The sequence below is a fragment of the Tenacibaculum pelagium genome (assembly GCF_014062345.1).
Lineage (GTDB): Bacteria > Bacteroidota > Bacteroidia > Flavobacteriales > Flavobacteriaceae > Polaribacter > Polaribacter pelagius.
In genome coordinates this window covers 714,130-740,561 of record NZ_JACGLS010000001.1, presented here as the reverse complement: position 1 = coordinate 740,561, position 26,432 = coordinate 714,130, and the positions used below count along the sequence as shown (strand labels likewise).

The following is a 26,432-nucleotide window of genomic DNA, read 5'->3' as shown; positions in this document are numbered from 1 at the left end:
TTGCTTAACGGAATAAATGATAAAAAAATGAAAAAAATATTTTTACTATTATTAATAGTAGTTACATCAACTTTTGCTCAAAAAAAGGTAAACAATTATAACTATGTAATTATACCTAATAAGTTTGATTTTGTTAATAACATTGATAAATATCAAACAAGCTCTTTAACAAAATTTTTATTTAATAAAAATGGTTTTAAAGCCTATTTGTCAAATGAAAAATTACCAAATGATGTTGCAATGAATAGATGCTTAGCTCTAACAGCAGTTGTTAAAGATGACTCAAGTATGTTTACAACTAAAAGTATTATTGAGTTAAGAGATTGTTATAATAATGTAATTTTCACCTCAAGTACTGGTAAAAGTAAGCAGAAGGAATATAAAAAAGCATATCACGAGTCTATCCGTAATGCTTTTAAATATGTTGCAGCTTTAAAATATAAGTATAATCCTAGTAAAAATGATTTAACTGTAAATAAAACAGAAAGTATTCCAGTTGTTTTAGAAACTCCAAAAATAATCAATACTAAGGCTATTGTAACTAAGAAAGTAAATAGTGATTTTCCAAAAACGTTATATGCTCAAGCTATTACGAATGGCTTTCAGCTGGTTAATACTAAGCCTGAAGTGGTTTTTCAAATTTTGAAAACGAATGTTAAAGATGTTTTTGTTATTAAAGATAAAAACGGATTAATGTATAAGAGTGGTAATAATTGGATTGCTGAATACTTCAATAATGATAAAAGGCTTGTAGAAAATTATCAAATAAAGTTTTAAACTATATCAAAAAAGAGAGCATTTCGCTCTCTTTTTTAGTAATTGTATTTATCCTTCCAACGCCGTTTTAACAATTCTCTAAATTGATTTTCACGAGTGTTATTACCTGGTTCATATAGCTTGGTGTTTTTTATTTCATCAGGTAAAAACTCTTGATTCACAAAATTACCAGTATAATTATGTGAATATTGATAATCTTTACCATAATCTAAGTCTTTCATCAATTTTGTTGGAGCATTTCTAAGATGCAATGGTACAGATAAGTCACCTGTAGTTTTAACTAAATTTTGAGCTTCACCAATTGCCATATAAGAAGCATTACTTTTAGCTGAATTAGCTAAATAAACAGCACATTGACTTAATATGATTCTTGATTCTGGATATCCAATTACTGAAACTGCTTGAAATGTATTATTAGCCATAATAAACGCAGTTGGATTGGCATTTCCAATATCTTCGGAAGCAGCGATTAACATTCTTCTAGCTATAAATTTTACATCTTCACCACCTTCTATCATTCTCGCTAGCCAATATACAGCAGCATTAGGGTCGCTACCTCTAATAGATTTTATAAAGGCTGATACAATATCATAATGTTGCTCACCTGTTTTATCATATCGAACCGTATTTTTTTGGATTTTTGATAAAACCAATTCATTGGTAATTTCAGTTTGATCATCTGCAGAAACTAGTAATTCAAAAATATTTAATAATTTACGAGCATCTCCGCCTGAAACTTGTAATAACGCATCAGTCTCTTTTAAACTGATTTTCTTTTTAGATATAAATTCATCTTTTTCCATTGCTCTATGTAATAAAGCAACCAAATCATTTTTATCAAAAGAATTTAAAATATAAACTTGGCAACGAGAGAGTAGGGCAGGTATTACTTCGAAACTAGGGTTTTCTGTAGTTGCTCCAACCAAAGTAACCCATCCTTTTTCTACTGCCCCTAATAAAGAATCTTGTTGAGATTTACTAAAACGATGAATCTCATCAATAAATAAAATTGGATTTTTTTGAGTAAATAAACCGCCGCTTCTTTTAGCTTTTTCAATTACTTCACGTACATCTTTTACACCTGAACTAATTGCGCTTAGTGTATAAAAAGGACGACCAGATTCAGTAGCAATGATATTAGCTAGCGTTGTTTTTCCAATTCCAGGAGGTCCCCATAAAATTAAAGAAGGAATAATTCCTTGTTTTATGTGATTGGTTAAAATTCCATTTTTGCCTACCAAATGTTGCTGACTAATATAGTCATTCAAATTTTTTGGACGTATTCTTTCTGCCAAAGGTTGATTCATAGTGTAAAAATAGAAAAGATTTATGACAGATATTCCGAAATTCGTATTTGGATTTATTTTTGTTACTTTCATTCTGATGAAAACAGAAGAGCAACTTAAATTTAGCAATAAGATATTTGTAATTCCTTCCTTACTAATTTTTTCAATTTGGTTTATTTATTGGATTGAAATTCGATTTGGTTTTAATTTTAACAAACTTGGAGTTTATCCAAGAAATTTGAGTGGTTTAAAAGGTGTTTTATGCTCTCATTTTATTCACGGCGACACTAATCACCTTTTCAACAACTCCGTGCCTTTATTTGTGCTCTCTCTGTCTCTTTTTTATTTTTATAAAGAAATAGCTGTAAAAGTTTTAATCTTTGGTGGCTTATTCACAGGATTGTTAACTTGGTTAATAGCAAGAGAATCTTACCACATAGGAGCGAGTGGAGTTGTTTACTTATTATTTAGTTTTGTTTTTTTTAGTGGTATTATTAGGAAACACTTCAGGTTAGTAGCTGTGTCTTTAATTACTATTTTCTTATACGGAAGTATGATTTGGTATGTGTTGCCAATTAAAGATGGTATGTCTTGGGAAGGACATTTGTCAGGGTTGATTATAGGTTTTCTTTTTGCTATAGTTTACAGAAAGAGTGGTATAGTAAAAGAAAAATTTGAATTTACTAAAACTGAATTTGATGAGATGTTTGATGAACAAGGGAATTATATTCCACCAGTTTTAGAAGAAAAAATTGAAATAGAAGAATTAAATTATAAATATTTTTATAAAGAAAGTGAATAAAAAAATCCTGCTAAATAAGCAGGATTTTTTTATTTTACATCTATTGTCTTTGTCTTACAGCTTCGTATAGAAAAACTCCACAGGCAACAGAAACATTTAATGACTCTATTTCACCAAGTAAAGGCAGTTTCGCTTTGTAGTCAACCATTTTTAATACTGAATTAGATACACCTTTGTGTTCTGATCCCATAATAATAGCCATAGATTGTTTAAAATCTATATCGAATGCATTGTCTTCTGTTTTCTCAGTAGCTGCAACCAACTTAATATCTGCAGCTTGAAGTTGAAACATTGCATCTTTAATATGATCTACCTTACAAATAGGCATTTTAAATGCAGCACCGGCAGAAGTTTTAATTGTTTCAGCATTTATGGGAGCACTACCACTCTTCTGTATGATAATTCCGTTTACACCTGTGCACTCAGCAGTTCTAATGATAGCGCCAAAGTTTCTTACATCAGAAACTTGATCTAATAACAAAAACAATGGTGTTTTACCAGATTCTAAAGTAGATTCTATTAAGGCTTCTAAATCATGAAAATCTACTGGAGAAATTTTAGCAACAGCTCCTTGGTGATTACTATGTTTAGATAGTCTATCTAATTTTTCAGTAGGTACAACACTTGTTGAGATTTTATTTTTCTTCAATAATTTATCTAGTTGAAAAAATAAATCACCTCTTAATCCTTTTTGTAAATATACTTTGTTAAGTGATGCATCACTTTCTATCGCTTCAATAATGGCTCTAATACCAAAAATTGTTGTGTTTTCTTCCATGCTGCAAATGTAGTTGAATTTATGGTATAAAAAAACCACCTCTTTTGAGGTGGTTTTAATTATTAAAGTCTAATACTATTTTTCAAACCACATTGGGTCAGCAAGATTAGAATTAATTACAGCATTAGGGTTAGATGACCCTTCACTTAGAGGGACAGTATATCTTCTGATTGTAGTAGATAATTCTGCTCCTACTGGAGTCTGTAATGCAGGTACTTTATTTCTTCTCCAGTTAGTCCAAGATTCAATTGGTCTTGTGAAATTTCCAATGTAAATTTCTTCGTGAATCATTTTTAAAGCAGCATCTTTTGCTAAGCCTGTTATAGTAGCACGTGAAGAACTCATAAATGTAGATTTATCTGAAGAACTAATAGCTCCAGGTTTACCATCGTAAAAGTCAAGAGAAGCTTGTATACCAGCTCTATAATAAGCATTAGCATCTCCAGAAGCCCAACCTTCAAGGACAGCTTCAGCTAAATAGAAATTAACTTCAGAAGCATTTAAATAAATATCTGGCATTTCTTTTCTTATAATATTAAGGCTGATTTGAGAAACACCAGCAGTTGAAAACCTTCCTTGATCAAGTCCAACATAGTTAGTTGTACCAGGAGCAAAATCAAAATAAGTAGCTCTTCTAGGATCATTTGAAGCATTCATTAAGTCAACTAAAGGTACACCAGCAGCCCAAAAACTATTTACACCCCCTCCAAATCTATCAATAGTTCTCCATACAGGGTTTTCATTTCCAACATTTGTAGAGTAATCTAACTTTGCTGTTTGGTTAGCATTAACTATTAATGGTTGGCTAGCAACTGCTGATATTTTTGCAATAACTTCAGTTGTAGGGTTTTTATTTGCCAATAACATTAAAGCTTTTAACTTTAGTGAGTTAGCAAATCTAATCCAATTATCTCTACTACCACCATAAATTAAATCTGATCCTTCTATTATTGTAGTAGTACTACTTAAATTATTAACAGCAGATTCAGCTCTTGTTACTATTTGATTTAAAACTTGCTCTTGAGTATCAAAAATTGGAGAAGGAAATTCAGCCTGAATAGCTTCACTCATAGGAATTTGTCCATAAATTTGGGTCAAATTAAGATAAGCAAAAGCTTCAAGAGTTTCAGCTTGTCCAATTATGTTAGTAGCAGTAGGGTTATTAGCTGCAACTAATTTTTTCATCTGACTTAATTCTTTCAAAGCAGAATTATAATGAGCAATCCAAACGTTATTAGGTGTGTTAGGCCCGATAACATATCTTTCAGGATTTACAAATACTCCAAATGCAGCAGAAGCTGACCATTGTTGAGCATGAAAATTCATTGCGTTTAATTCAACTGTTCTATTTGCAGACATTGAAACCAAAATACTTGGTAATAATAATGAAGGATTTACTTCATTAGCTGCAAAAGGGTCTGTATTTATATCTGTAATGTCTTCACAAGAAGTAAAAACAGTTGCTATAGCCATAAGGAAAATGGCAACTTTTTTAAATTGTTTTTTCATGTTTAAAATCTTTTAAAATTTAGCATTTAGGCTTAAACCAAAACTTCTAGTAGTAGGTATACCACCTCTTTCAATACCATCTAATTGACTACTAGATCCACCTAATCCAGCTTCAGGATCAATGTGATCTACTTTAGAATGTAATATAGCTAAGTTTCTAGCTTGTACAGCTATTAAAATTGATGAGAAAGGAGTTTTTTCTAAAGCACTTTTAGATAAAGTATAACTTAAACTTAATTCTCTCCATTTAATAAACGAACTATCAAAAATATTAGCCTCAGCGATAGAACTACTTGCTCTTCTACTCCAATATGCTTGTGGAGTACTAATAACTGTTGTATTAGGAACTAAGGCTGTACCATCTCCTCCAGGTTGTGTAAATGTATTAGGATCAATAAAATCACCAGATCTTTGATTTACAGTTTCTGCAGCTAAACCATTTCTTCTTAGACTTCCAATTGTGTTTGAAAAAAACTTACCACCTTGTCTATAGTCAAAAGTAGAAGAAAGTCTAAATCCTTTATAATTAAAAGAAGTAGATAATCCCATATTGAAATCTGGATCAATTTTACCTAACTCTCCCTGTTCACCTTCAAAACGTAATCCATCAGAATCAACTAAAATAGCATCTTCTATCTCATTACCGTCAGCATCTTTTGCTCTTGCAAATCTTCTACCAAATAATTGAAATGGTTTACCTTCTACAGCTCTAACTTCTAAACCATTAAATTCACTTGCTAATGTTAAGGATCCTCCAGGTAATCTATCTAAAGATTCTACTCTAGTTGTATTTTTTGTAAAGTTATAGTTAAAGTCCCAAGTAAAGTTATCATTCTTTATAATTTGACCATTTAAACTTAATTCAACACCTTTGTTCGATACTCCACCAACATTTGTTAATAGACCTGTAAAACCTGTTGTTTGTGGTACTGGAACACTGATTATATCGTCAGAGTTTAAATTACTGTAATAAGTAGCGTTTAAATTTAAGCGATTATTAAAAAAACCTAATTCAGCACCTACTTCAAAAGTTCTCTGGTTAGCAGGAACAAGATTTGGATCAACATTTAAGTCAGAAGATGAAAAAGCTAATTGACCATTAAACGGGTAAGTACCACCAGTTCCAAATTGACCAAAGAAAGTACTTAAAGGACTATATACGAAATTAAGTAAATAAGCACCTGTATCATCTCCTACATTGGCCCAAGAAGTTCTTAGCTTACCATAACTTAAAGTATTACTTTCGATGTTAAGAGCATCTGTAAAAACCCAACTTAAAGATACTGAAGGATAAAAGAAACTATTATTATTTGGGAATAAAGTAGAAGACCAATCATTACGAGCAGTAGCGTTTAATATTAACCAGTTTTTATAGTCTAAAGTTAAATCTCCGAATACACCAAAAACTCTAGTTTGTGAAAATGCTTTAGTTGGAGCATTACTCTCAGCATTACCATTGTCATATAAGTCTGGTACTGTTAAGTTTTGAGCTACATTTGTATTACGTTGAAATTTTCTATCATTAAATTGAACACCAGCTCTTGTTGTTAAGTTTAAATCTTCATTAATTGATAATCTATGAGTACCAATTGCATCAAGTGTCATTTCATCTCTTGAAAATACATCATCAGTAAAACCTCCATTAATACGTCCTATAGTACCTTTTGCGTTAGGTAAGAATCTTCTTTCAGTAAAGTTGTCATAACCTGCTCTTAAAAGTACATCAAAATTATCTGTAGGAGCATAAGTTAATGAGAAGTTCCCTAAAAAACGATTGTTTCTTGCTTCAGTCCTATTCTTATTTGCAATCCAATAAGGATTGTTAGATGTGTCTGAAGGATTATTTAATTGCTCACCAACATCATTAATATAATTTTTAAAAATGTCAAAATCTGTAGTTATTGGCTCTAAATTAATAATTCCAGTTAGTACATTAGGGTTGTTAGCACCTTGAGCAGCTGTACCAAAAAGATTTGTATTAGTGTAAGTTACAGAAAAATTAGATTTCAATTTTTCAGATAATTTTTTACCAGCATTTAAACCAATATTAAGTCTTCTAAGATTGGCTGTAGGAAGAATACCAGATTGTTCAGTGTGACCAATACTTAAACGATAGGTGTCATCGGGACTAGAAGCTCCTGAAAAAGCAATTGAATTTATTTTAGTAACACCCGTTCTATAAAACTTATCAAATCTATCATTAAAAGCTCTAAAAGGAACTGTTTGACCCGAGTAATTTTCATAAGTACTTCCATCTAATGAAGAAATTGAAGGTCCGAAACCAGGTGTAATTTGATCACCAATTGATTCTGCAAAATCATAAGCACCTTCATCACCAGGTGCAAACTCTGTTTGCAAATTTGGAGTAATTAAAGCATTATCAAATCTAAAAGAACTATTAAATGTAACACTAGATTTTGTACCTCCATTAGATTTACCTTTTTTAGTAGTGATTAAAACTACACCTCCAGAAGCTCTTGATCCATATAAAGCCGCTGCCGATGCACCTTTTAAAATTGTTACATTTTCAACATCATCAGGGTTAATATCTTGAGCTCTATTTCCAAAATCATAACCTCCTTGAATTCTACTTCCTGTAGCAACGTTTGCATTTGAAATTGGAATACCGTCTACAACAAATAAGGGTTGAACAGTACCACTTAAACTTGAGTTACCTCTAATAATAATTCTTTGAGAACCACCTAAGTTACCACTTTGGTTTTTAATAATAATACCCGAAGATTTAGCTTGTAAAGAATTAAAAACATTAGTTGATGCAACTTCAGTTAAATCTTTAGCTTTTACAGTTGTTACTCCATAACCAATCTCTCTAGAGTTACGTTTAATACCTAAAGCAGTAACAACTACTTCGTCAAGAATATTATCATCTTCTTCTAATTTAACATTGATACTATTAGAAGCTCCAACAGTTCTTACACTTGTTTTCATTCCTACAAAACTATAAACTAAAACGTCTCCTGTTTTAGCTTTGATAGAGTAGTTTCCGTCAAAATCAGTTTCAGCACCTTGAGTGGTACCTTTTTTTAATACTGTAACTCCAGGTAATGGCCCTGATTCATCTGAAACAGTACCTGAAATTGTTCTGTCTTGTGCAAAGGACATTTGCACAACCAACGCTAGTAACAGCGTTAAAATTCCATTAAACTTTGTTTTCATTGTATAATTATTTGAATTAATTAGGCGCTAAAGTCATAAAATTATCTTAAAGCAACAACTTTTTAACAAAAAAAAACTTAAAAAAGTTAATGTTTTGTGAATATTATAATTTGTTTTAAGTTAAATTAAGGATAGCTTAAGATTCAATACTCTATTATATACGTTGATGTTAAATATTCTTTTTTTGATTGTAAATGTTTATTAGGGTCGTGTAGTTGAGTAGGTTTATAGGGTGTAATTCGTTTCAAAGGTGTTAATATTTAAGGATTAAGAGAGTGGGGTTTGAATAATTAGAAATTTGTTGTACATTTGCGCACTCTTTTAAAAGAGAGTAATTTAAGTACAAATTAAAAACAAGGAATAATAGTATGCCAACTATTCAACAATTAGTTCGTAAAGGAAGAACCAAAATAACTAAGAAGAGTAAATCGGCTGCATTACAAGCTTGTCCTCAAAGACGTGGAGTTTGTACGCGTGTGTATACCACTACACCTAAGAAACCTAACTCAGCAATGCGTAAGGTAGCAAGGGTTCGTTTAACAAATGGTAACGAAATTAACGCGTATATCCCAGGTGAGGGTCACAACTTGCAAGAGCACTCGATAGTATTAGTTAGAGGTGGAAGGGTAAAAGATTTGCCAGGAGTAAAGTATCACGTAGTGCGTGGAGCTTTAGATACAGCGGGAGTTGAGGGTAGAACCCAGCGTAGATCAAAGTATGGTGCAAAACGCCCAAAGAAGTAAAGATTAATTAACTTTTTTAATGTAAAGACATGAGAAAAAGAAAAGCGAAAAAAAGAGAGCTTTTACCAGATCCAAGGTTTAATGACCAGTTGGTAACACGTTTTGTGAATAACTTAATGTGGGATGGTAAGAAATCTGTAGCTTTTAAAGTATTTTACGATGCAATGGATATCGTAGAAGAAAAAAAGACTGACGAGGAAAAGTCAGCACTAGAAATTTGGAAAGATGGTTTATCTAATGTTATGCCGCATGTAGAGGTTCGTTCTCGTCGTGTAGGTGGAGCAACATTTCAGATACCAATGCAAATTCGCCCAGACCGTAAAGTGTCTATGGCAATTAAATGGATGATTACTTATACGCGTAAGCGTAATGAGAAAACTATGGCGCAACGTTTAGCTGCTGAAATTTTAGCTGCTGCTAAAGAAGAAGGAGCTGCTGTTAAGAAAAGAGTTGATACTCATAAGATGGCAGAGGCAAACAAAGCATTCTCACACTTTAGATTCTAAGAAATGGCTAGAGATTTAAAATTTACAAGAAATATTGGTATTGCTGCGCATATTGATGCTGGTAAAACTACTACGACAGAGCGTGTATTATATTATACAGGTGTAAGTCATAAGATTGGTGAGGTGCACGATGGTGCTGCAACTATGGACTGGATGGAGCAAGAGCAAGAAAGAGGTATTACAATTACTTCTGCCGCTACCACTTGTGAGTGGAAGTTCCCTGTGGAAAATGGTCAGCCAACAAAAGATACTAAAGGATATCACTTTAATATTATTGATACTCCTGGTCACGTTGATTTTACAGTAGAGGTAAACCGTTCATTAAGAGTGCTTGATGGATTAGTTTTCTTATTTAGTGCTGTTGATGGTGTAGAGCCTCAATCAGAAACTAACTGGAGATTAGCTGATAACTATAAAGTTCCAAGAATTGGTTTCGTTAACAAAATGGACCGTCAAGGATCTAACTTTATGGCTGTTTGTCAACAAGTAAAAGATATGTTAAAGTCTAACGCAGTACCAATTGTAATGAATATTGGTGATGAGGCTGACTTTAAAGGTATTGTTGATTTAGTAAAGAACCGTGCTATTATATGGCATGATCATACACAAGGAGCTACTTTTGATATCGTTGATATTCCAGAAGAATTAAAAGAAGAGGCTGCAATGTTACGTGGTAAACTTATTGAAGAAGTTGCTGCTTACGATGAGAATCTTTTAGAAAAATATATGGAAGATGAAAACTCTATTACTGAAGATGAAGTGCATGCTGCTCTTCGTGCTGCTGTAATGGATATGTCTATCATTCCTATGATCTGTGGATCAGCATTTAAAAACAAAGGTGTACAGTTCTTATTAGATGCAGTATGTCGTTACTTACCTTCACCGGTAGATAAGGATGCTATTGTTGGAACTGATCCTAATACAGGTGATGAGATTTCTCGTAAGCCAGATGCAAAAGAGCCTTTCTCTGCATTAGCATTTAAAATTGCAACAGATCCTTTCGTAGGTCGTTTAGCATTTTTCCGTGCATATTCTGGGCGTTTAGATGCAGGTTCTTATGTGTTAAATAACCGTTCAGGTAAAAAAGAACGTATCTCACGTATCTATCAAATGCACTCTAATAAACAAAATGCTATCGATTATATCGAAGCAGGAGATATTGGGGCAGCAGTAGGATTTAAGTCTATTAAGACTGGAGATACTTTATCTGATGAAAAGAATCCAATCGTTTTAGAATCGATGGACTTCCCAGATCCAGTAATTGGTATCGCGGTAGAACCTAAGACTAAAGCTGATGTAGATAAGTTAGGTATGTCTTTAGCAAAATTAGCTGAAGAAGATCCAACGTTTACTGTAAGAACTGACGAAGCTTCAGGACAGACTATTATTTCTGGAATGGGTGAGTTACACTTAGATATTATTGTTGATCGTTTAAAGCGTGAATTCAAAGTAGAAGTGAACGAAGGTCAACCACAAGTTGAGTACAAAGAGGCTATTACACAAGCTGCAGATCACAGAGAGGTTTATAAAAAGCAATCTGGTGGACGTGGTAAGTTTGCTGATATCGTATTTACTATGGAGCCAGCTGATGAAGGTGTTCAAGGTTTACAATTTGAGTCTGTAATTAAAGGTGGTAATGTTCCTAAAGAATTTGTACCGTCTGTAGAAAAAGGATTCAAAGAAGCAATGAAGAATGGTCCTTTAGCAGGATACGAAATGGATTCAATGAAAGTTACTTTAAAAGATGGATCTTTCCACCCTGTGGATTCTGATCAATTATCTTTCGAATTAGCTGCGAAAATGGGTTATAAAGCTGCTGCAAAAGCTGCAAGAGCTAAGATCATGGAGCCATTGATGAAGTTAGAGGTGTTAACTCCTGAAGAAAACATGGGAGATATCGTAGGAGACTTAAATAGAAGAAGAGGACAGGTTAACGATATGAGTGATCGTGCTGGTTCTAAAGTTGTAAAAGCATTAGTTCCATTATCTGAAATGTTCGGATATGTAACTGCTTTAAGAACTATGTCTTCTGGTAGAGCTACTTCTACAATGGAATTTTCTCACTATGCAGAAACTCCATCTAACGTTTCTGAGGATGTAATTGCAAAAGCTAAAGGTTAATAAGATATTAAGATGAGCCAAAAAATTAGAATTAAATTAAAATCTTACGATTACAACTTAGTAGATAAGTCTGCTGAAAAAATCGTAAAGACAGTAAAGAGTACTGGAGCTGTAGTAAACGGTCCAATTCCTTTACCAACAAATAAAAAGATTTTTACAGTATTACGTTCACCACACGTAAACAAAAAATCTAGAGAGCAATTTCAATTATCTGCTTACAAAAGATTATTAGATATCTATAGTTCTTCTTCGAAAACTATTGATGCTTTAATGAAACTTGAGTTACCAAGTGGAGTTGAAGTTGAAATTAAAGTATAAGTAAACAACTAACTTTCGGTTTAATTTTGTTAAACCGAAAGTTTTTTTTACTTTTGCACACCGAAATTTAGGTTTCGTGGTGTAAAAATTCTGTTTTTTAATCAGAATTTAACATGTCCGGAGGGTTTCGCGAAGGAAAAATGGTAAAAACAAATTCAAGAGTGAAGGTGTTTTTCGCTCTTTTTTTATGTGAAAACTAAAGGAAAACAAACTGAAACATTTGTTTCAAAACAATTTTTTATTAATAGACGCGCTGGATAAAATAAATCTATCGTCTTAAAATTAACAAATATGTCTGGGTTAATAGGTAGAAAAGTAGGTATGACCAGCTTATTCGATGAGAACGGGAAAAATATTCCTTGTACTGTAATCGAAGCAGGTCCATGCGTGGTTACCCAAGTCAGAACCGAAGAGGTTGACGGCTATAACGCGTTACAACTTGGTTTCGATGACAAAAAAGCAAAAAGCTCTAATAAAGCTTTAGATGGTCACTTTAAAAAAGCTGGTACATCTGCTAAGAAAAAAGTTATTGAATTTCAAGGGTTTGAAGGAGAGTACAAATTAGGTGATTCAATTACTGTTGAGCACTTTATCGAAGGAGAATTCGTAGATGTTTCTGGAGTTTCTAAAGGTAAAGGTTTTCAAGGTGTTGTTAAACGTCATGGATTTGCCGGAGTTGGACAAGCAACTCACGGTCAACATAACCGTTTAAGAGCTCCTGGTTCGATTGGTGCTGCATCTTACCCTGCAAGAGTATTCAAAGGAATGCGTATGGCAGGTCGTATGGGTGGAGACAAAGTAAAAGTTCAAAATTTAAAAGTATTAAAAGTGGTTGCTGATAAGAATCTTATCGTAGTTAAAGGAGCAATTCCTGGTCACAAAAATGCTTTTGTAACTATCGAAAAATAATGAAAGTAGCAGTTTTAGATATTACAGGAAAAGATACTGGTAGAAAAGTTGAACTTTCTAACGAAGTATTCGGTATAGAGCCAAATGATCATGCTATTTACTTAGATGTAAAGCAGTATTTAGCAAATCAAAGACAAGGTACGCATAAGGCTAAAGAAAGAGCTGAGATTGCAGGAAGTACAAGAAAGATTAAAAAACAAAAGGGTACAGGTACTGCACGTGCAGGATCTATTAAGTCTGGAGTTTTTAGAGGTGGAGGTCGTATGTTCGGTCCAAGACCAAGAAATTACTCTTTCAAGTTAAATAAAAACTTAAAGCGTTTAGCACGTAAGTCTGCTTTAAGTGTACAAACAAAAGATAGTAACGTAGTTGTTGTTGAAGATTTCAATTTTGAAACTCCAAAAACAAAAGAGTTTATCAATGTTTTAAAAGCTTTCGAAATTGAGACAAAAAAGTCTTTATTTGTGTTAAGTGAAGAAAATAAAAATGTTTATTTATCTTCTCGTAACTTGAAAAAAGCTAAAGTAGTAAATGCTACAGGAATTAATACTTACAGTGTTTTAAACGCTAACAAAGTAGTAATTGCTGAGAGTACTTTAGAAGAAATTCAATCTAATTTAAGTAAATAGGGAAAGATATGAGTATTTTAATAAAACCTATTATTACGGAAAAAGCTACGAATGATAGCGAGGTTTATAACCGTTATGCATTTGTAGTAAACAGTAAAGCTAACAAATTAGAAATCAGAGGAGCTGTTGAGGCTGCTTATGGTGTAGCGATTAAGTCTGTTAAAACTATGAATTATCCTATTCAAAGAAATACTAAATACACTAAAAAAGGTTTAGTAACTGGGATAAAAAGTGGATATAAGAAGGCAATCGTTCAGTTAGCTGAAGGAGAAACTATTGATTTTTATAACAATCTTTAAGAAAAGACAGAATGTCAGTTAGAAAATTAAAACCAGTAACACCAGGTCAGCGTTTTAGAGTAGTGAATGGGTTCGACACCATAACTACTGATAAGCCGGAGAAATCTTTATTAGCTCCGAAAAAACGATCTGGAGGTCGAAACAATCAGGGAAGAATGACTACACGTAATATTGGTGGAGGTCATAAACAAAAATACCGTATTATCGATTTTAAAAGAGATAAGCAAGGTATTCCTGCAACAGTAAAAACTATCGAGTACGATCCAAATCGTACTGCATTTATTGCATTAGTTAGTTATGCTGATGGTGAAAAGCGTTATGTAATTGCACAAAACGGTTTAAAAGTAGGTCAAACTATTGTATCAGGAAAAGAAGTAGCACCAGAAGTTGGTAATGCTATGTACTTAAGCGAAATTCCTTTAGGTACAACTATTTCTTGTATTGAGTTACACCCAGGACAAGGAGCTGTTATGGCACGTTCTGCAGGTTCATTTGCTCAATTAATGGCAAGAGACGGTAAGTATGCAACAGTTAAGTTACCTTCAGGAGAAACAAGATTAATCTTGTTAACTTGTATGGCAACTATTGGAGTTGTTTCTAACTCAGACCACCAATTATTAGTATCTGGTAAAGCAGGTAGAAGTCGTTGGTTAGGTAGAAGACCTAGAACAAACCCAGTAAGAATGAATCCAGTTGATCACCCAATGGGTGGTGGTGAAGGACGTTCTTCAGGAGGGCATCCAAGATCTAGAAACGGTATTCCAGCTAAAGGATTTAAGACTAGATCTAAGACTAAAGCTAGTAACAAGTACATTATAGAACGTAGAAAGAAATAAGACATGGCAAGATCATTAAAAAAAGGACCTTTCGTTCACTATAAACTAGAGAAAAAAGTGTTAGCTAACGTTGAAACTGAGAGTAAATCAGTTATCAAAACTTGGTCAAGAGCAAGTATGATTACTCCAGACTTCGTAGGACAAACAATTGCAGTTCACAATGGAAAGCAATTTATTCCTGTGTACGTTACTGAAAACATGGTAGGTCATAAATTAGGAGAATTTTCACCAACACGTTCTTTTAGAGGGCACGCTGGTGCAAAAAATAAAGGAAAAAAATAGTAGGAAATTATGGGAAGTCGTAAACATAACATGGCAACACAGTTAAAAGAAGCTAGAAAGTCTAGAGCTTTCGCTAAAATAACTAATTGTCCTACATCACCAAGAAAAATGCGCTTGGTAGCAGATTTAGTAAGAGGAGTAGAGGTTGAGAAAGCTTTACAAATCTTAAAATTCAGTCCAAAAGAAGCATCAAGAAATTTAGAGAAGTTGTTAATGTCTGCAATTGCAAACTGGCAAGCTAAAAATGAAGATGCAAGTATCGAAGATGCTGGATTATTTGTTAAATCAATTTGTGTTGATAGCGCAGGTATGTTAAAAAGGTTAAGACCAGCTCCACAAGGTCGTGCACATAGAATTCGTAAGCGTTCTAATCACGTTACTTTAGAGTTAGGTGCTAAAAATAACAGTAATTAATCAAAGTAGAAATGGGACAAAAAACAAATCCAATAGGAAATCGTTTAGGAATTATCAGAGGATGGGAATCTAACTGGTATGGTGGAAATGACTACGGAGATAAATTAGCTGAAGATGACAAAATAAGAAAGTACATCCGTGCTAGATTATTTAAAGCAAGTGTATCTCGTGTAATTATTGAGCGTACTTTAAAACTTGTAACCGTTACTATCACTACTGCTAGACCTGGTATTATTATCGGTAAAGGCGGGCAAGAGGTAGACAAGTTAAAAGAAGAGCTTAAGAAAATTACAGGTAAAGAAGTTCAAATTAACATTTTCGAAATTAAACGTCCAGAAGTAGACGCAACTTTAGTTGCAGCTAGTGTTGCTCGTCAAATCGAAAACAGAATTTCTTACAAGCGTGCTACTAAAATGGCTATCGCTGCTGCAATGAGAATGAATGCTGAAGGAATTAAAGTGCAATTATCAGGTCGTTTAAACGGAGCTGAAATGGCACGTTCTGAGCATTATAAAGAAGGAAGAATTCCTCTTTCTACTTTTAGAGCAGATATCGACTATGCACTTGTTGAGGCACATACTCAATACGGAAGAATCGGTGTTAAAGTATGGATTATGAAAGGTGAGGTTTATGGAAAGCGTGAATTATCTCCATTAGTAGGATTATCTAAACAAAAAGGTAACTCTAATAAAGGTGGTAACAGTAAACGTCAACCTCGCAGAAGAAAATAATTTTTAAAATTAGAAATTAAAAATGTTACAGCCAAAAAGAGTAAAATACCGTAAGGTACAGAAGGCCAAAGGTAATATGAAGGGTAACTCTAATAGAGGAAACCAACTTTCTAACGGAATGTTTGGAATCAAATCATTAGATCAAAACCTATTAACCTCTCGTCAAATAGAGGCGGCTCGTATTGCGGCAACTCGTCATATGAAAAGAGAAGGTCAGCTTTGGATTAAAATATTTCCAGACAAGCCTATTACAAAGAAGCCATTAGAAGTACGTATGGGTAAAGGTAAAGGTGCACCTGATCATTTCGTAGCAGTAGTTAAACCAGGTAGAATTTTGTTTGAAGTTGGTGGAGTACCAATGGACGTAGCAAAAGAAGCATTACGTTTAGCAGCACAGAAACTTCCTGTAAAAACGAAGTTTGTTATCGCAAGAGATTTTGATTTTAACGCTTAATTCTAAAAGACATGAAACAATCAGAAATTAAAGAATTATCTATCGCAGACTTACAAGAAAAGTTAGGAGCGTTAAAGAAAAATTATACGGATCTTAAGATGGCTCACGCCATAACTCCATTGGAAAACCCATTAGAGTTACGTAGCTTAAGAAAATCTGTGGCAAGAATTGCTACAGAGTTAACTAAAAGAGAATTACAATAATTCTAGTCAGTTTTAAAGATGGAAAAAAGAAATCTTAGAAAAGAGAGAATCGGTGTAGTATCTAGCAGCAAAATGGAGAAATCTATTGTAGTTAGCGAGGTAAAAAGAGTAAAGCACCCAATGTACGGAAAGTTCGTATTAAAGACTAAGAAGTACGTTGCACATGACGAGAATAACGATTGCAACGAAGGTGATACAGTTAGGATTATGGAAACACGTCCTATGAGTAAATCTAAACGTTGGAGATTAGTAGAAATCCTAGAAAGAGCTAAATAATATGTTACAGACAGAATCAAGATTAAAAGTCGCAGATAATACTGGAGCAAAAGAAGTTTTAGTAATTAGAGTTTTAGGAGGAACAAAGAAGCGTTACGCTAGCGTTGGAGATAAAATTGTAGTAACTGTAAAGTCTGCAACTCCTAACGGAAGTGTAAAGAAAGGACAAGTTTCTAGAGCGGTAGTTGTTCGTACTAAGAAAGAAGTTAGACGTAAAGACGGATCTTATATTAGATTCGATGATAATGCTTGTGTACTTTTAAATCCTACAGAGGAAATGAGAGGAACTCGTGTATTCGGTCCAGTAGGACGTGAGTTACGTGATAAGCAATTTATGAAGATAGTATCATTAGCACCTGAAGTGCTTTAAATCGACATTAAGATGAAGAAGTTCAAAATTAAATCAGGAGATACTGTTAAAGTATTAGCAGGTGATCATAAAGGATCTGAAGGAAAGGTTTTACAAATTCTTAAAGATAAAGATAGAGTTTTAGTAGAAGGTGTTAACATGGTGTCTAAACACACTAAACCAAGCGCTACTAACCCTCAAGGAGGAATTGTAAAAAAAGAAGCTCCATTACACATATCAAACGTAGCTTTAGTTGAAAACGGTGAAGCTGTAAGAGTTGGATATAAAGTAGAAGGAGATAAGAAAGTTAGATTTTCAAAAAAATCAGATAAAGCAATATAACCATGAGTTACGTACCAAGATTAAAAGAAGAGTACAAGAGCAGAGTTATCAAAGCTCTTACTGATGAATTCGGTTATAGTAATGTAATGCAAGTGCCTAAATTACAAAAGATTGTTGTAAGTAAAGGTGTTGGTGCAGCTATAGCAGATAAGAAATTAATAGAATACGCTATTGACGAGTTAACTACAATTACAGGTCAAAAAGCAGTTTCTACGATGTCTAAGAAAGATGTTGCAAACTTCAAATTACGTAAAGGGATGCCAATTGGAGCAAAAGTTACGTTAAGAGGAGATAAAATGTACGAATTTTTAGATAGATTAGTTACAGCTTCTTTACCACGTGTAAGAGATTTTAACGGAATTAAAGCTAACGGTTTTGATGGTAGAGGTAATTACAACTTAGGAATTACTGAACAAATCATCTATCCAGAAATTAATATTGACCAAATCAAAAAAATCAGCGGAATGGATATTACTTTCGTAACATCTGCAGATACTGATAAAGAGGCGAAGTCATTATTAGGAGAATTAGGTTTACCATTTAAAAAGAATTAAGAGATGGCTAAAGAATCAATGAAAGCGCGTGAGCGTAAAAGAGCAAAAATGGTTGCTAAGTATGCTGAAAAGAGAAAAGCTTTAAAAGAAGCTGGAGACTATGAAGGTTTACAAAAGTTGCCAAAGAACGCTTCACCAATTAGAATGCACAATCGTTGTAAGCTAACTGGACGTCCAAAAGGATATATGCGTCAGTTCGGTATTTCACGTGTTACTTTCCGTGAAATGGCTAACCAAGGATTAATTCCAGGTGTAAAGAAAGCTAGCTGGTAAACAGCACGTTTTATACATAAACAAAAGGTGTACAATTATAAAATATTGTATGCCTTTTTGTGTTTATAAACTTTTTGTACCGCTTATTTTTTGTATGTAAATATTACATGTTTTTAGTTTTAAATAGAGCATTAAAAAGCCAATAAATTAATACTCAAAACGATAATCAATAAAAAGGTTTTATTTTCGAAAAGTTTATGTATATTTGCACTCTGTTTTTACAGGGTAAATTACGCCTTGTAAGTAAATACTAAATAAATAGTATAATACTTATGAGATTTATTCTGAAAAACGAAAAATAAATATTAACTGGTTTAAGGTTTAGTTGTAACCATTTATCCCAAAGGATTAATAAAAACTACTAAAAACCGAAACCACAAATTAATTAATTATGTATACAGATCCAATCGCGGATTTTCTTACTCGTGTTAGAAATGCTACGGCAGTAGGACACAGAGTAGTGGAGGTTCCTGCTTCGAACTTGAAGAAGGAAATGACGAAAATTTTGTTCGATCAAGGTTACATTTTAAGCTACCAGTTCAATGACGATAAAGTTCAAGGAACTATTAAGATAGCTTTAAAGTACGACCGTGACACGAAAGAATCAGTAATCAGAAAGATTCAAAGAATTTCAACACCAGGTTTACGTAAGTACGTTGGCGCTAAAGAGATGCCAAGGGTATTAAACGGTTTAGGTATTGCAATTGTTTCTACATCTAAAGGTGTAATGACAAACAAAAAAGCAAAACAAGAAAACGTTGGTGGAGAAGTATTATGTTACGTTTATTAATCACTTTGTACAATGAGTAGAATAGGAAACAATCCAATCGCATTACCACAAGGTGTTGAAGTTAAAGTAGACGGAAACGTGGTTACAGTAAAAGGTAAATTAGGTGAATTAACTCAAGAGTTAAAATCTGATATTACTGTAAAAATTGAAGATGGTACGCTAAAAGTAGCAAGACCATCAGATAGTAAAGACCATAGAGCAGCACACGGTTTATATCGTGCTTTAATCAATAATATGATTGAAGGTGTTACTAAAGGTTATACTAAAGAGTTAGAGTTAGTAGGTGTTGGTTACAGAGCATCTAACCAAGGGCAAAAGTTAGATTTAGCTTTAGGTTTCTCTCATAACATTGTATTAAATTTAGCTCCAGAAGTTAAGGTTGAGACAGTATCTGAAAAAGGTAAGAACCCAATCATTAAATTATCTTCACACGACAAACAATTAGTTGGTCAAGTTGCAGCAAAAATCCGTTCTATGCGTAAGCCAGAGCCTTACAAAGGAAAAGGAATTAAGTTTGTAGGAGAAGTATTAAGAAGAAAAGCAGGTAAATCTGCATAATAAATAAGAGAAATTATTATGGCATTATCAAAGCTTGAAAGAAGACAACGTATTAAGTATAGAATTAGAAAAGTTGTTACAGGTACAGCCACTAAACCAAGATTATCGGTTTTTAGAAGTAACAAAGAGATCTATGCTCAATTAATCGACGATGTAGCTGGTGTAACATTAACATCTGCGTCATCTAGAGATAAAGGAATTACAGCTAGTTCTAAATCAGAAGCTGCAACAGCAGTAGGAAAAGCTATCGCAGAAAAAGCTGTTAAGGCTGGAGTAGAAACTGTTTCTTTTGATAGAAATGGATTTTTATACCACGGTAGAATTAAAGTATTAGCAGACGCTGCTAGAGAAGCTGGTTTAAAATTTTAAGAAATTATATTATGTTAGGATATAAAAACGTAGAAAGAGTAAAACCAAGCGGATTAGAGCTTGTAGATAAATTAGTAGGTGTACAACGTGTTACCAAAGTAACTAAAGGGGGTAGAGCATTTGGTTTCTCTGCAATCGTAGTAGTTGGAGATGGTAACGGAGTTGTAGGTCACGGATTAGGAAAGTCTAAAGATGTTGCTTCTGCAATTGCTAAGGCAATAGAAGATGCAAAGAAAAATTTAGTGCGTATTCCTATTTTAGACGGAACTTTACCTCACGAACAAAAAGGTAAATTTGGTGGAGCGAAAGTATACATCAAGCCAGCATCACATGGTACGGGAGTTATCGCCGGTGGAGCAGTACGTTCGGTATTAGAATCTGTTGGTATTAAAGACGTATTATCAAAGTCTCAAGGATCATCAAACCCTCACAACGTAGTAAAAGCAACTTTCGATGCTTTATTACAATTACGTAGCGCAGCAACTATTGCTAAGCAAAGAGGAGTTTCTTTAGAGAAAGTTTTTAACGGTTAAAATTTAAGACGATGAGTAAAATTAGAGTTACACAAGTAAAAAGTCAAATCGGTCGCCTTAAAAATCAAAAATTGACGTTAGAGGCATTAGGTTTACGTAGAATGAACCAAACTGTAGAGCACGAGGCAACTCCTTCTATCGTTGGTATGGTAAATACAGTTAAACACTTAGTTTCCGTAGAGGAAGTTAAATAAGACAATAAATAATCATGAGTTTACACAACTTAAAACCAGCAGAGGGATCTGTTAAGAAAGTTAAGAGAATTGCACGTGGTGAAGGTTCTGGTAAAGGTGGTACCGCTACTAGAGGTCATAATGGTCAAAAATCTCGTTCAGGATATTCTCGTAAGATCGGTTTTGAAGGTGGTCAAATGCCTCTTCAAAGACGTGTTCCTAAATTTGGATTCACAAACATTAACCGTAAGGAATATGTAGGTGTTAATTTAGATAAATTACAAGGATTAGTAGATAACGGAACTATTACAGATACCGTTAATTTAGATGTTTTAATAGAAAACAGATTAGTTCGTAAAAACGACTTAGTAAAAATATTAGGTGGTGGAGAATTAAAAGCTAAATTAAACGTAACTGTACATAAATTTACTGCAACAGCAAAAGCGGCTATCGAAGCAGCAGGAGGTGAAGCAGTATCATTATAAGAATTGTAAATGATGAATTTTATAAATACTTTAAAAGACATTTGGAAGATAGAAGAGTTAAAAGAGAAATTACTTTTAACCTTGGGTTTAATTGCTGTTTACCGTTTTATGGCGGCAGTTCCATTACCTGGAATTGACCCTACTCAGTTATCAGCACTACAAGACAGTACTTCTAGTGGACTTTTAGGTTTATTAAACGCATTTACAGGTGGGGCATTTGCTAGAGCGTCAGTAATGGCACTTGGTATAATGCCTTATATTTCTGCATCGATTGTAGTTCAGTTAATGGGTATCGCGGTACCATATTTACAGAAATTACAAAAAGATGGAGAAAGTGGACGTAAGAAGATTACGCAAATAACAAGATGGCTTACGATTGCTATTACATTGTTTCAAGCACCAACCTATATTGGTATTATCCAAAACCAAATGGGATTAGGACCTGAAGCATTCTTAGTAACAGGAGCAACATTTTGGGTATCATCAATTATCCTATTAAGTGCAGGAACTATTTTTGCAATGTGGTTAGGAGAGCGTATTACTGATAAAGGAGTTGGTAACGGAATTTCGTTATTAATTACTGTAGGTATTATTGCAAACTTTCCAGCTGCTTTTATTCAAGAATTAGTTTCTAAGCAAACTGCAGGAGCAGGAGGTATAATGATGATTTTAATCGAATTAATAGTTTGGTTTGTGGTAATCTTGTTAACCGTATTATTAGTTACCGCAGTACGTAAAGTAGCAGTTCAATATGCTCGTCGTACAGCAGTTACAGACATTAAAGATGTTGATGGTGCACGTCAGTACATTCCGTTAAAACTGAATGCTGCTGGTGTAATGCCAATTATTTTTGCACAAGCTATTATGTTTTTACCAGTAGCTTTAGGTCAAAAATTTCCAGCATTAAACAGTTTAACTGATAATTTCGGGTTATGGTACAATGTTATATTTGCTATCTTAATTATTATCTTTAGTTACTTTTATACGGCGATTACAATCCCAACAAATAAAATGGCTGAAGACTTAAAGAGAAGTAATGGTTTTGTTCCAGGATATAAACCAGGTGAAGAAACTGCTAACTTTTTAGATTCAGTATTGTCGAAAATTACATTACCAGGATCAATATTTTTAGCAGCGTTATCTATTTTACCAGCAATTATTGTAAAGTTTGGAGTTACTCAAAACTGGGCAATGTTTTTTGGAGGAACATCTTTAATCATTATGGTTGGTGTTGCAATAGATACTATTCAGCAAATTAACTCGTATTTATTAAACTCTCGTTACGATGGTTTAATGAAAACAGGTAACAGTAACAGAAAATCGTTAAAATAATATGGCTAAGCAACCAGCAATTCAACAAGACGGAACAATTACAGAAGCATTATCAAATGCAATGTTTCGTGTAGAGTTAGAAAACGGACATATTGTTACGGCTCACATTTCAGGAAAAATGCGTATGCATTACATCAAATTATTACCAGGTGATAAAGTGAAGTTAGAAATGAGCCCATACGATTTAACAAAGGCAAGAATTACTTACAGATATTAAAAACACAGACTGATGAAAGTAAGAGCATCATTAAAGAAAAGAAGCGCCGACTGCAAGATAGTACGCAGAAAAGGCAGATTATATGTAATTAACAAAAAGAATCCTAGATTTAAACAAAGACAAGGGTAATGGCAAGAATAGCAGGTATTGATATTCCAAAGAATAAAAGAGGTGTTATCGCTTTAACTTACATCTTTGGTATAGGAAACAGCAGAGCTAAAGAGATTTTAGCAACAGCAAAAATAGACGAAAGCATTAAAGTTCAAGATTGGACTGATGATCAAATTGCAGCGATTCGTGAGCAAGTTGGAACTTTTACTATTGAAGGGGAATTACGTTCGGAAGTTCAATTAAACATTAAACGTTTAATGGACATCGGATGTCAAAGAGGTATTCGTCACAGATTAGGGCTTCCTTTAAGAGGACAAAGAACTAAGAATAACTCTCGTACAAGAAAGGGTAAGAGAAAAACTGTAGCTAACAAGAAAAAATAAGTTAGATAAGTAATAAAGATCTAATAGTAGTTATTAAAACTACAAGGTTAGAAAACTAAATTACTAAAACTATAATAATCATGGCAAAGTCTAAAGTAACAAAAAAACGTAAAGTTGTAATAGAGTCAGTTGGTGAAGCTCACGTAACTGCATCTTTCAACAATATTATTATTTCTTTAACAAATAAAAAAGGTGACGTTATATCTTGGTCATCTGCAGGTAAAATGGGTTTTAGAGGTTCTAAAAAGAACACTCCATACGCAGCTCAGTTAGCCGCAGAAGATTGTGCAAACGTTGCAAAAGAAGCAGGTTTACGTAAAGTAAAAGTGTATGTTAAAGGACCAGGTAACGGTAGAGAATCTGCAATCAGATCTATCCACAATGCTGGTATCGAAGTAACAGAAATCATTGATGTTACTCCTATTCCTCATAACGGATGTCGTCCACCAAAGAGAAGAAGAGTATAAGTTGAATTAATTTTCAACTTATATTTTTGTTTAGCGTACTTTTGTGCGCGAAAAAATAAATATTTTAAACTCAGTAGGATTTAGATTATCGAAGGAGAAAGCCTTAATTCATAATCCCTACTAAATTAATTAGAAATGGCAAGATATACAGGACCAAAAACAAAAATTGCTCGTAAGTTTGGCGAAGCAATCTTCGGAGATGATAAAAACTTCGAAAAAAGAAATTATCCTCCAGGACAACACGGTGTTGGAAAAAGAAGAGGTAAGAAATCTGAATATGCTATCCAGTTAATGGAAAAGCAAAAAGCTAAATATACTTACGGTATTTTAGAGCGTCAATTCAGTAACTTATTTAAAAAAGCTTCTGCATCTAAAGGAATTACTGGTGAGGTTTTATTACAATTATGTGAGTCTCGTTTAGATAACGTAGCATTCCGTTTAGGATTGTCTAAATCTAGAAGTGGAGCACGTCAATTAGTTTCTCACCGTCACATTACTGTAAACGGAGAGATTGTAAACATTCCATCTTATAGTGTACAAGAAGGTGATGTAATTGCAGTTAGAGAAAAGTCTAAATCATTAGTAGCTATCGAAGATGCATTAGCATCTAACAGTGCTGTTTACGAATGGTTAAGCTGGAACGCTGATCAAAAATCTGGAACTTTTATTAAAGCACCGGAAAGATTACAGATTCCTGAAAACATCAAAGAGCAATTAATCGTAGAATTATATTCTAAGTAATAAATTAATCATATTGAAGTTCAGCCAAAGGGTTTATTTGCACTTCTTCACGCTTATAAACCGCGCAACTGAATAACAATTAAAAAGAAGAAAAAATATGGCAATTTTAAATTTTCAGAAGCCTGATAAAGTAATAATGATTGAATCTACTGATTTTTCAGGAAGATTCGAATTCAGACCTCTTGAACCAGGTTTTGGATTAACAGTAGGAAACGCTTTAAGAAGAGTATTATTATCTTCATTAGAAGGTTTTGCTATCACATCATTACGTGTTGATGGAGTTGATCATGAATTCTCAACAATTCAAGGAGTTGTAGAAGATGTAACAGAAATCATCTTAAACTTAAAGCAAGTTCGTTTTAAGAAACAAATTGAAGAGACTGATAGAGAAACTGTTTCAATCGCAGTATCAGGACAAGAGCAATTAACTGCAGGAGATTTACAAAAATTTACTTCAGGTTTTCAAGTACTAAATCCAGATTTAGTTATTTGTAACATGGATAAATCTGTAAAGTTCAACGCAGAAATCACTATCGAAAAAGGTAGAGGTTTTGTTCCAGCTGAAGAAAACAAAAGAGCAGGTGCACCATTAGGAACGATTTTTACAGATTCTATTTACACTCCAATAAAGAATGTAAAATATGCAGTTGAAAATTTCCGTGTAGAGCAAAAGACCGATTACGAAAAATTAGTTTTCGATATCGATACTGATGGTTCTATCAATCCTAAGGATGCATTAACTGAAGCAGCAAAGATTTTAATCCACCACTTTATGTTATTCTCTGATGAGCGTATCACTTTAGAGGCAGATGAAATTGCACAAACTGAAACATATGATGAGGAATCATTACACATGCGTCAGTTATTAAAGACGAAATTAGTAGATATGGATTTATCTGTTCGTGCTTTAAACTGTTTAAAAGCTGCAGAAGTAGATACTTTAGGAGACTTAGTGTCATTTAACAAAAGCGATTTAATGAAATTTAGAAACTTTGGTAAAAAGTCGTTAACTGAATTAGATGAGTTAGTAGCGAACAAGAACCTTAATTTTGGAATGGACTTAAGTAAATACAAATTAGATAGAGATTAACCTTTCATATTTTGCTCCTCGAACAGAGTAGTAGCAAGATGAGAGCTAAAACCCAAATGTCATGAGACACGGAAAGAAATTTAATCATTTAGGAAGACAAACAGCGCACAGAAAAGCGATGTTAGCAAATATGGCTTGTTCTTTAATAGAACACAAGCGTATTAACACAACTGTAGCTAAAGCAAAAGCTTTACGTAAGTTTGTTGAACCTTTAATTACAAAGTCTAAAGAAGACACAACTCATAATCGTCGTGTAGTTTTTAGTTACTTACGTAATAAATTTACTGTAACAGAATTATTTAAAGAAGTTTCAGTAAAAGTTGCAGACAGACCAGGAGGATATGTTCGTATCATCAAATTAGGAAACCGTCAAGGAGATAACGCTTCTATGGCAATGGTAGAATTAGTTGATTACAACGAGTTATACAATCCAAAAGGAAACAAAGCTAAGAAAAATACTCGTCGTAGCCGTCGTGGTGGAGCGAAGAAAGTTGAAGCTGCTGTTGAAACTCAAACTTCACAAGAAGAAGAATAAAAATGAAAATTTTTATAAATTATATCAAAGGGATAAACATTTAATGTTTATCCCTTTTTTTATATATTTTTGCAATCAAA

At 33.4% G+C, this 26,432-nt stretch carries 38 protein-coding genes; 34 read left to right on the top strand and 4 right to left on the bottom strand.

From position 1 onward, the window contains the following. The first annotated feature begins 27 nt into the window (after positions 1-27). Positions 28-777 (top strand): hypothetical protein, encoded by a 750-nt coding sequence (locus H3Z83_RS03550; protein ID WP_182124086.1) that lies wholly within the window; start codon positions 28-30, stop codon positions 775-777. A gap of 35 nt (positions 778-812) precedes the next feature. On the opposite strand, the gene H3Z83_RS03545 is transcribed toward H3Z83_RS03550, so the two are convergent. Then, positions 813-2,084 (bottom strand): replication-associated recombination protein A, encoded by a 1,272-nt coding sequence (locus tag H3Z83_RS03545; RefSeq protein WP_182124380.1) that lies wholly within the window; start codon positions 2,082-2,084, stop codon positions 813-815. Positions 2,085-2,160: 76 nt separating this feature from the next. Between H3Z83_RS03545 and H3Z83_RS03540 the strand changes: the two genes are divergently transcribed. Then, positions 2,161-2,865 (top strand): rhomboid family intramembrane serine protease, encoded by a 705-nt coding sequence (locus H3Z83_RS03540; protein WP_182124085.1) that lies wholly within the window; start codon positions 2,161-2,163, stop codon positions 2,863-2,865. 40 nt (positions 2,866-2,905) lie between these two features. On the opposite strand, the gene rlmB is transcribed toward H3Z83_RS03540, so the two are convergent. The 3 genes from rlmB to H3Z83_RS03525 form a co-directional block, all read right to left on the bottom strand. Beyond that, positions 2,906-3,643, bottom strand: coding sequence for a 23S rRNA (guanosine(2251)-2'-O)-methyltransferase RlmB (gene rlmB, locus H3Z83_RS03535; protein ID WP_182124084.1), 738 nt, complete (start codon positions 3,641-3,643; stop codon positions 2,906-2,908). A gap of 75 nt (positions 3,644-3,718) precedes the next feature. Then, positions 3,719-5,152: a SusD/RagB family nutrient-binding outer membrane lipoprotein gene (locus tag H3Z83_RS03530; RefSeq protein ID WP_182124083.1), complete on the bottom strand. Its 1,434-nt coding sequence runs from the start codon at positions 5,150-5,152 to the stop codon at positions 3,719-3,721. 12 nt (positions 5,153-5,164) lie between these two features. Further along, entirely contained in the window at positions 5,165-8,329 is a 3,165-nt protein-coding gene (locus H3Z83_RS03525; RefSeq protein WP_182124082.1) for a SusC/RagA family TonB-linked outer membrane protein, read from the bottom strand. Positions 8,330-8,697: 368 nt separating this feature from the next. Here H3Z83_RS03525 and rpsL point away from each other — a divergent pair, with 368 nt between their 5' ends. The 32 genes from rpsL (at position 8,698) to rplQ (ending at position 26,352) form a co-directional block, all read left to right on the top strand. Then, positions 8,698-9,072: a 30S ribosomal protein S12 gene (gene rpsL / locus H3Z83_RS03520; protein ID WP_028887479.1), complete on the top strand. Its 375-nt coding sequence runs from the start codon at positions 8,698-8,700 to the stop codon at positions 9,070-9,072. Between the two features lie 29 nt (positions 9,073-9,101). Then, positions 9,102-9,578, top strand: a complete 477-nt coding sequence (gene rpsG / locus H3Z83_RS03515; protein ID WP_182124081.1) for a 30S ribosomal protein S7 — start codon at positions 9,102-9,104, stop codon at positions 9,576-9,578. A 3-nt stretch (positions 9,579-9,581) separates the two neighbouring features. Further along, complete coding sequence (fusA, locus tag H3Z83_RS03510; RefSeq protein ID WP_182124080.1) at positions 9,582-11,699, top strand: elongation factor G; 2,118 nt, start codon at positions 9,582-9,584, stop codon at positions 11,697-11,699. A gap of 12 nt (positions 11,700-11,711) precedes the next feature. Beyond that, positions 11,712-12,017, top strand: coding sequence for a 30S ribosomal protein S10 (gene rpsJ / locus H3Z83_RS03505; protein ID WP_024740605.1), 306 nt, complete (start codon positions 11,712-11,714; stop codon positions 12,015-12,017). 291 nt (positions 12,018-12,308) lie between these two features. Next, on the top strand, positions 12,309-12,926 hold the full coding sequence (gene rplC, locus H3Z83_RS03500; protein ID WP_182124079.1) for a 50S ribosomal protein L3: 618 nt from the start codon (positions 12,309-12,311) through the stop codon (positions 12,924-12,926). Then, a complete protein-coding gene (rplD, locus tag H3Z83_RS03495; protein WP_182124078.1) occupies positions 12,926-13,555 on the top strand; it encodes a 50S ribosomal protein L4 in 630 nt (209 codons plus the stop codon). Before rplC ends, rplD begins: the two co-directional genes overlap by 1 nt. Before the next feature lie 8 nt (positions 13,556-13,563). Next, a complete protein-coding gene (gene rplW, locus H3Z83_RS03490; RefSeq protein WP_182124077.1) occupies positions 13,564-13,854 on the top strand; it encodes a 50S ribosomal protein L23 in 291 nt (96 codons plus the stop codon). An 11-nt stretch (positions 13,855-13,865) separates the two neighbouring features. After that, complete coding sequence (rplB, locus tag H3Z83_RS03485) at positions 13,866-14,690, top strand: 50S ribosomal protein L2 (RefSeq protein ID WP_182124076.1); 825 nt, start codon at positions 13,866-13,868, stop codon at positions 14,688-14,690. A 3-nt stretch (positions 14,691-14,693) separates the two neighbouring features. After that, the gene (rpsS, locus tag H3Z83_RS03480; protein WP_182124075.1) at positions 14,694-14,972 is read left to right on the top strand and encodes a 30S ribosomal protein S19; all 279 of its coding nucleotides are present in this window, start codon (positions 14,694-14,696) and stop codon (positions 14,970-14,972) included. A 9-nt stretch (positions 14,973-14,981) separates the two neighbouring features. Further along, positions 14,982-15,386: a 50S ribosomal protein L22 gene (gene rplV / locus H3Z83_RS03475; RefSeq protein ID WP_182124074.1), complete on the top strand. Its 405-nt coding sequence runs from the start codon at positions 14,982-14,984 to the stop codon at positions 15,384-15,386. An 11-nt stretch (positions 15,387-15,397) separates the two neighbouring features. Continuing rightward, on the top strand, positions 15,398-16,117 hold the full coding sequence (gene rpsC / locus H3Z83_RS03470) for a 30S ribosomal protein S3 (protein ID WP_182124073.1): 720 nt from the start codon (positions 15,398-15,400) through the stop codon (positions 16,115-16,117). Positions 16,118-16,139: 22 nt separating this feature from the next. After that, on the top strand, positions 16,140-16,571 hold the full coding sequence (gene rplP, locus H3Z83_RS03465; protein WP_182124072.1) for a 50S ribosomal protein L16: 432 nt from the start codon (positions 16,140-16,142) through the stop codon (positions 16,569-16,571). Positions 16,572-16,582: 11 nt separating this feature from the next. Further along, on the top strand, positions 16,583-16,774 hold the full coding sequence (gene rpmC, locus H3Z83_RS03460) for a 50S ribosomal protein L29 (protein WP_182124071.1): 192 nt from the start codon (positions 16,583-16,585) through the stop codon (positions 16,772-16,774). Positions 16,775-16,792: 18 nt separating this feature from the next. Beyond that, positions 16,793-17,050, top strand: coding sequence for a 30S ribosomal protein S17 (gene rpsQ / locus H3Z83_RS03455; RefSeq protein ID WP_182124070.1), 258 nt, complete (start codon positions 16,793-16,795; stop codon positions 17,048-17,050). A 1-nt stretch (position 17,051) separates the two neighbouring features. Further along, complete coding sequence (rplN, locus tag H3Z83_RS03450; protein WP_182124069.1) at positions 17,052-17,420, top strand: 50S ribosomal protein L14; 369 nt, start codon at positions 17,052-17,054, stop codon at positions 17,418-17,420. A gap of 12 nt (positions 17,421-17,432) precedes the next feature. Further along, positions 17,433-17,741, top strand: a complete 309-nt coding sequence (rplX, locus tag H3Z83_RS03445) for a 50S ribosomal protein L24 (RefSeq protein ID WP_182124068.1) — start codon at positions 17,433-17,435, stop codon at positions 17,739-17,741. 2 nt (positions 17,742-17,743) lie between these two features. After that, positions 17,744-18,295: a 50S ribosomal protein L5 gene (gene rplE, locus H3Z83_RS03440; RefSeq protein ID WP_182124067.1), complete on the top strand. Its 552-nt coding sequence runs from the start codon at positions 17,744-17,746 to the stop codon at positions 18,293-18,295. 3 nt (positions 18,296-18,298) lie between these two features. Continuing rightward, the gene (rpsN, locus tag H3Z83_RS03435) at positions 18,299-18,568 is read left to right on the top strand and encodes a 30S ribosomal protein S14 (RefSeq protein ID WP_182124066.1); all 270 of its coding nucleotides are present in this window, start codon (positions 18,299-18,301) and stop codon (positions 18,566-18,568) included. Between the two features lie 391 nt (positions 18,569-18,959). Then, positions 18,960-19,358, top strand: a complete 399-nt coding sequence (gene rpsH / locus H3Z83_RS03430) for a 30S ribosomal protein S8 (RefSeq protein ID WP_182124065.1) — start codon at positions 18,960-18,962, stop codon at positions 19,356-19,358. A 12-nt stretch (positions 19,359-19,370) separates the two neighbouring features. Then, positions 19,371-19,916, top strand: a complete 546-nt coding sequence (gene rplF, locus H3Z83_RS03425) for a 50S ribosomal protein L6 (RefSeq protein WP_182124064.1) — start codon at positions 19,371-19,373, stop codon at positions 19,914-19,916. A gap of 18 nt (positions 19,917-19,934) precedes the next feature. Further along, the gene (gene rplR / locus H3Z83_RS03420) at positions 19,935-20,285 is read left to right on the top strand and encodes a 50S ribosomal protein L18 (protein ID WP_182124063.1); all 351 of its coding nucleotides are present in this window, start codon (positions 19,935-19,937) and stop codon (positions 20,283-20,285) included. A gap of 8 nt (positions 20,286-20,293) precedes the next feature. Then, positions 20,294-20,818 (top strand): 30S ribosomal protein S5, encoded by a 525-nt coding sequence (gene rpsE, locus H3Z83_RS03415; RefSeq protein WP_317167210.1) that lies wholly within the window; start codon positions 20,294-20,296, stop codon positions 20,816-20,818. An 11-nt stretch (positions 20,819-20,829) separates the two neighbouring features. Next, positions 20,830-21,012, top strand: a complete 183-nt coding sequence (rpmD, locus tag H3Z83_RS03410) for a 50S ribosomal protein L30 (RefSeq protein WP_182124061.1) — start codon at positions 20,830-20,832, stop codon at positions 21,010-21,012. 14 nt (positions 21,013-21,026) lie between these two features. Next, a complete protein-coding gene (gene rplO, locus H3Z83_RS03405) occupies positions 21,027-21,476 on the top strand; it encodes a 50S ribosomal protein L15 (protein ID WP_182124060.1) in 450 nt (149 codons plus the stop codon). A 12-nt stretch (positions 21,477-21,488) separates the two neighbouring features. Next, positions 21,489-22,808 (top strand): preprotein translocase subunit SecY, encoded by a 1,320-nt coding sequence (gene secY / locus H3Z83_RS03400; protein ID WP_182124379.1) that lies wholly within the window; start codon positions 21,489-21,491, stop codon positions 22,806-22,808. A gap of 1 nt (position 22,809) precedes the next feature. Next, a complete protein-coding gene (gene infA, locus H3Z83_RS03395) occupies positions 22,810-23,025 on the top strand; it encodes a translation initiation factor IF-1 (protein ID WP_068206835.1) in 216 nt (71 codons plus the stop codon). Positions 23,026-23,037: 12 nt separating this feature from the next. Then, positions 23,038-23,154, top strand: coding sequence for a type B 50S ribosomal protein L36 (gene ykgO / locus H3Z83_RS03390; protein ID WP_010181906.1), 117 nt, complete (start codon positions 23,038-23,040; stop codon positions 23,152-23,154). Further along, complete coding sequence (gene rpsM, locus H3Z83_RS03385) at positions 23,154-23,519, top strand: 30S ribosomal protein S13 (protein ID WP_182124059.1); 366 nt, start codon at positions 23,154-23,156, stop codon at positions 23,517-23,519. Before ykgO ends, rpsM begins: the two co-directional genes overlap by 1 nt. An 80-nt stretch (positions 23,520-23,599) precedes the next feature. Then, positions 23,600-23,986, top strand: a complete 387-nt coding sequence (rpsK, locus tag H3Z83_RS03380) for a 30S ribosomal protein S11 (RefSeq protein WP_068703467.1) — start codon at positions 23,600-23,602, stop codon at positions 23,984-23,986. Between the two features lie 135 nt (positions 23,987-24,121). Further along, positions 24,122-24,727: a 30S ribosomal protein S4 gene (rpsD, locus tag H3Z83_RS03375; protein WP_182124058.1), complete on the top strand. Its 606-nt coding sequence runs from the start codon at positions 24,122-24,124 to the stop codon at positions 24,725-24,727. Between the two features lie 97 nt (positions 24,728-24,824). Continuing rightward, positions 24,825-25,817, top strand: coding sequence for a DNA-directed RNA polymerase subunit alpha (locus H3Z83_RS03370; RefSeq protein WP_182124057.1), 993 nt, complete (start codon positions 24,825-24,827; stop codon positions 25,815-25,817). A gap of 61 nt (positions 25,818-25,878) precedes the next feature. Beyond that, complete coding sequence (rplQ, locus tag H3Z83_RS03365) at positions 25,879-26,352, top strand: 50S ribosomal protein L17 (protein WP_182124056.1); 474 nt, start codon at positions 25,879-25,881, stop codon at positions 26,350-26,352. Positions 26,353-26,432: the final 80 nt, after the last annotated feature.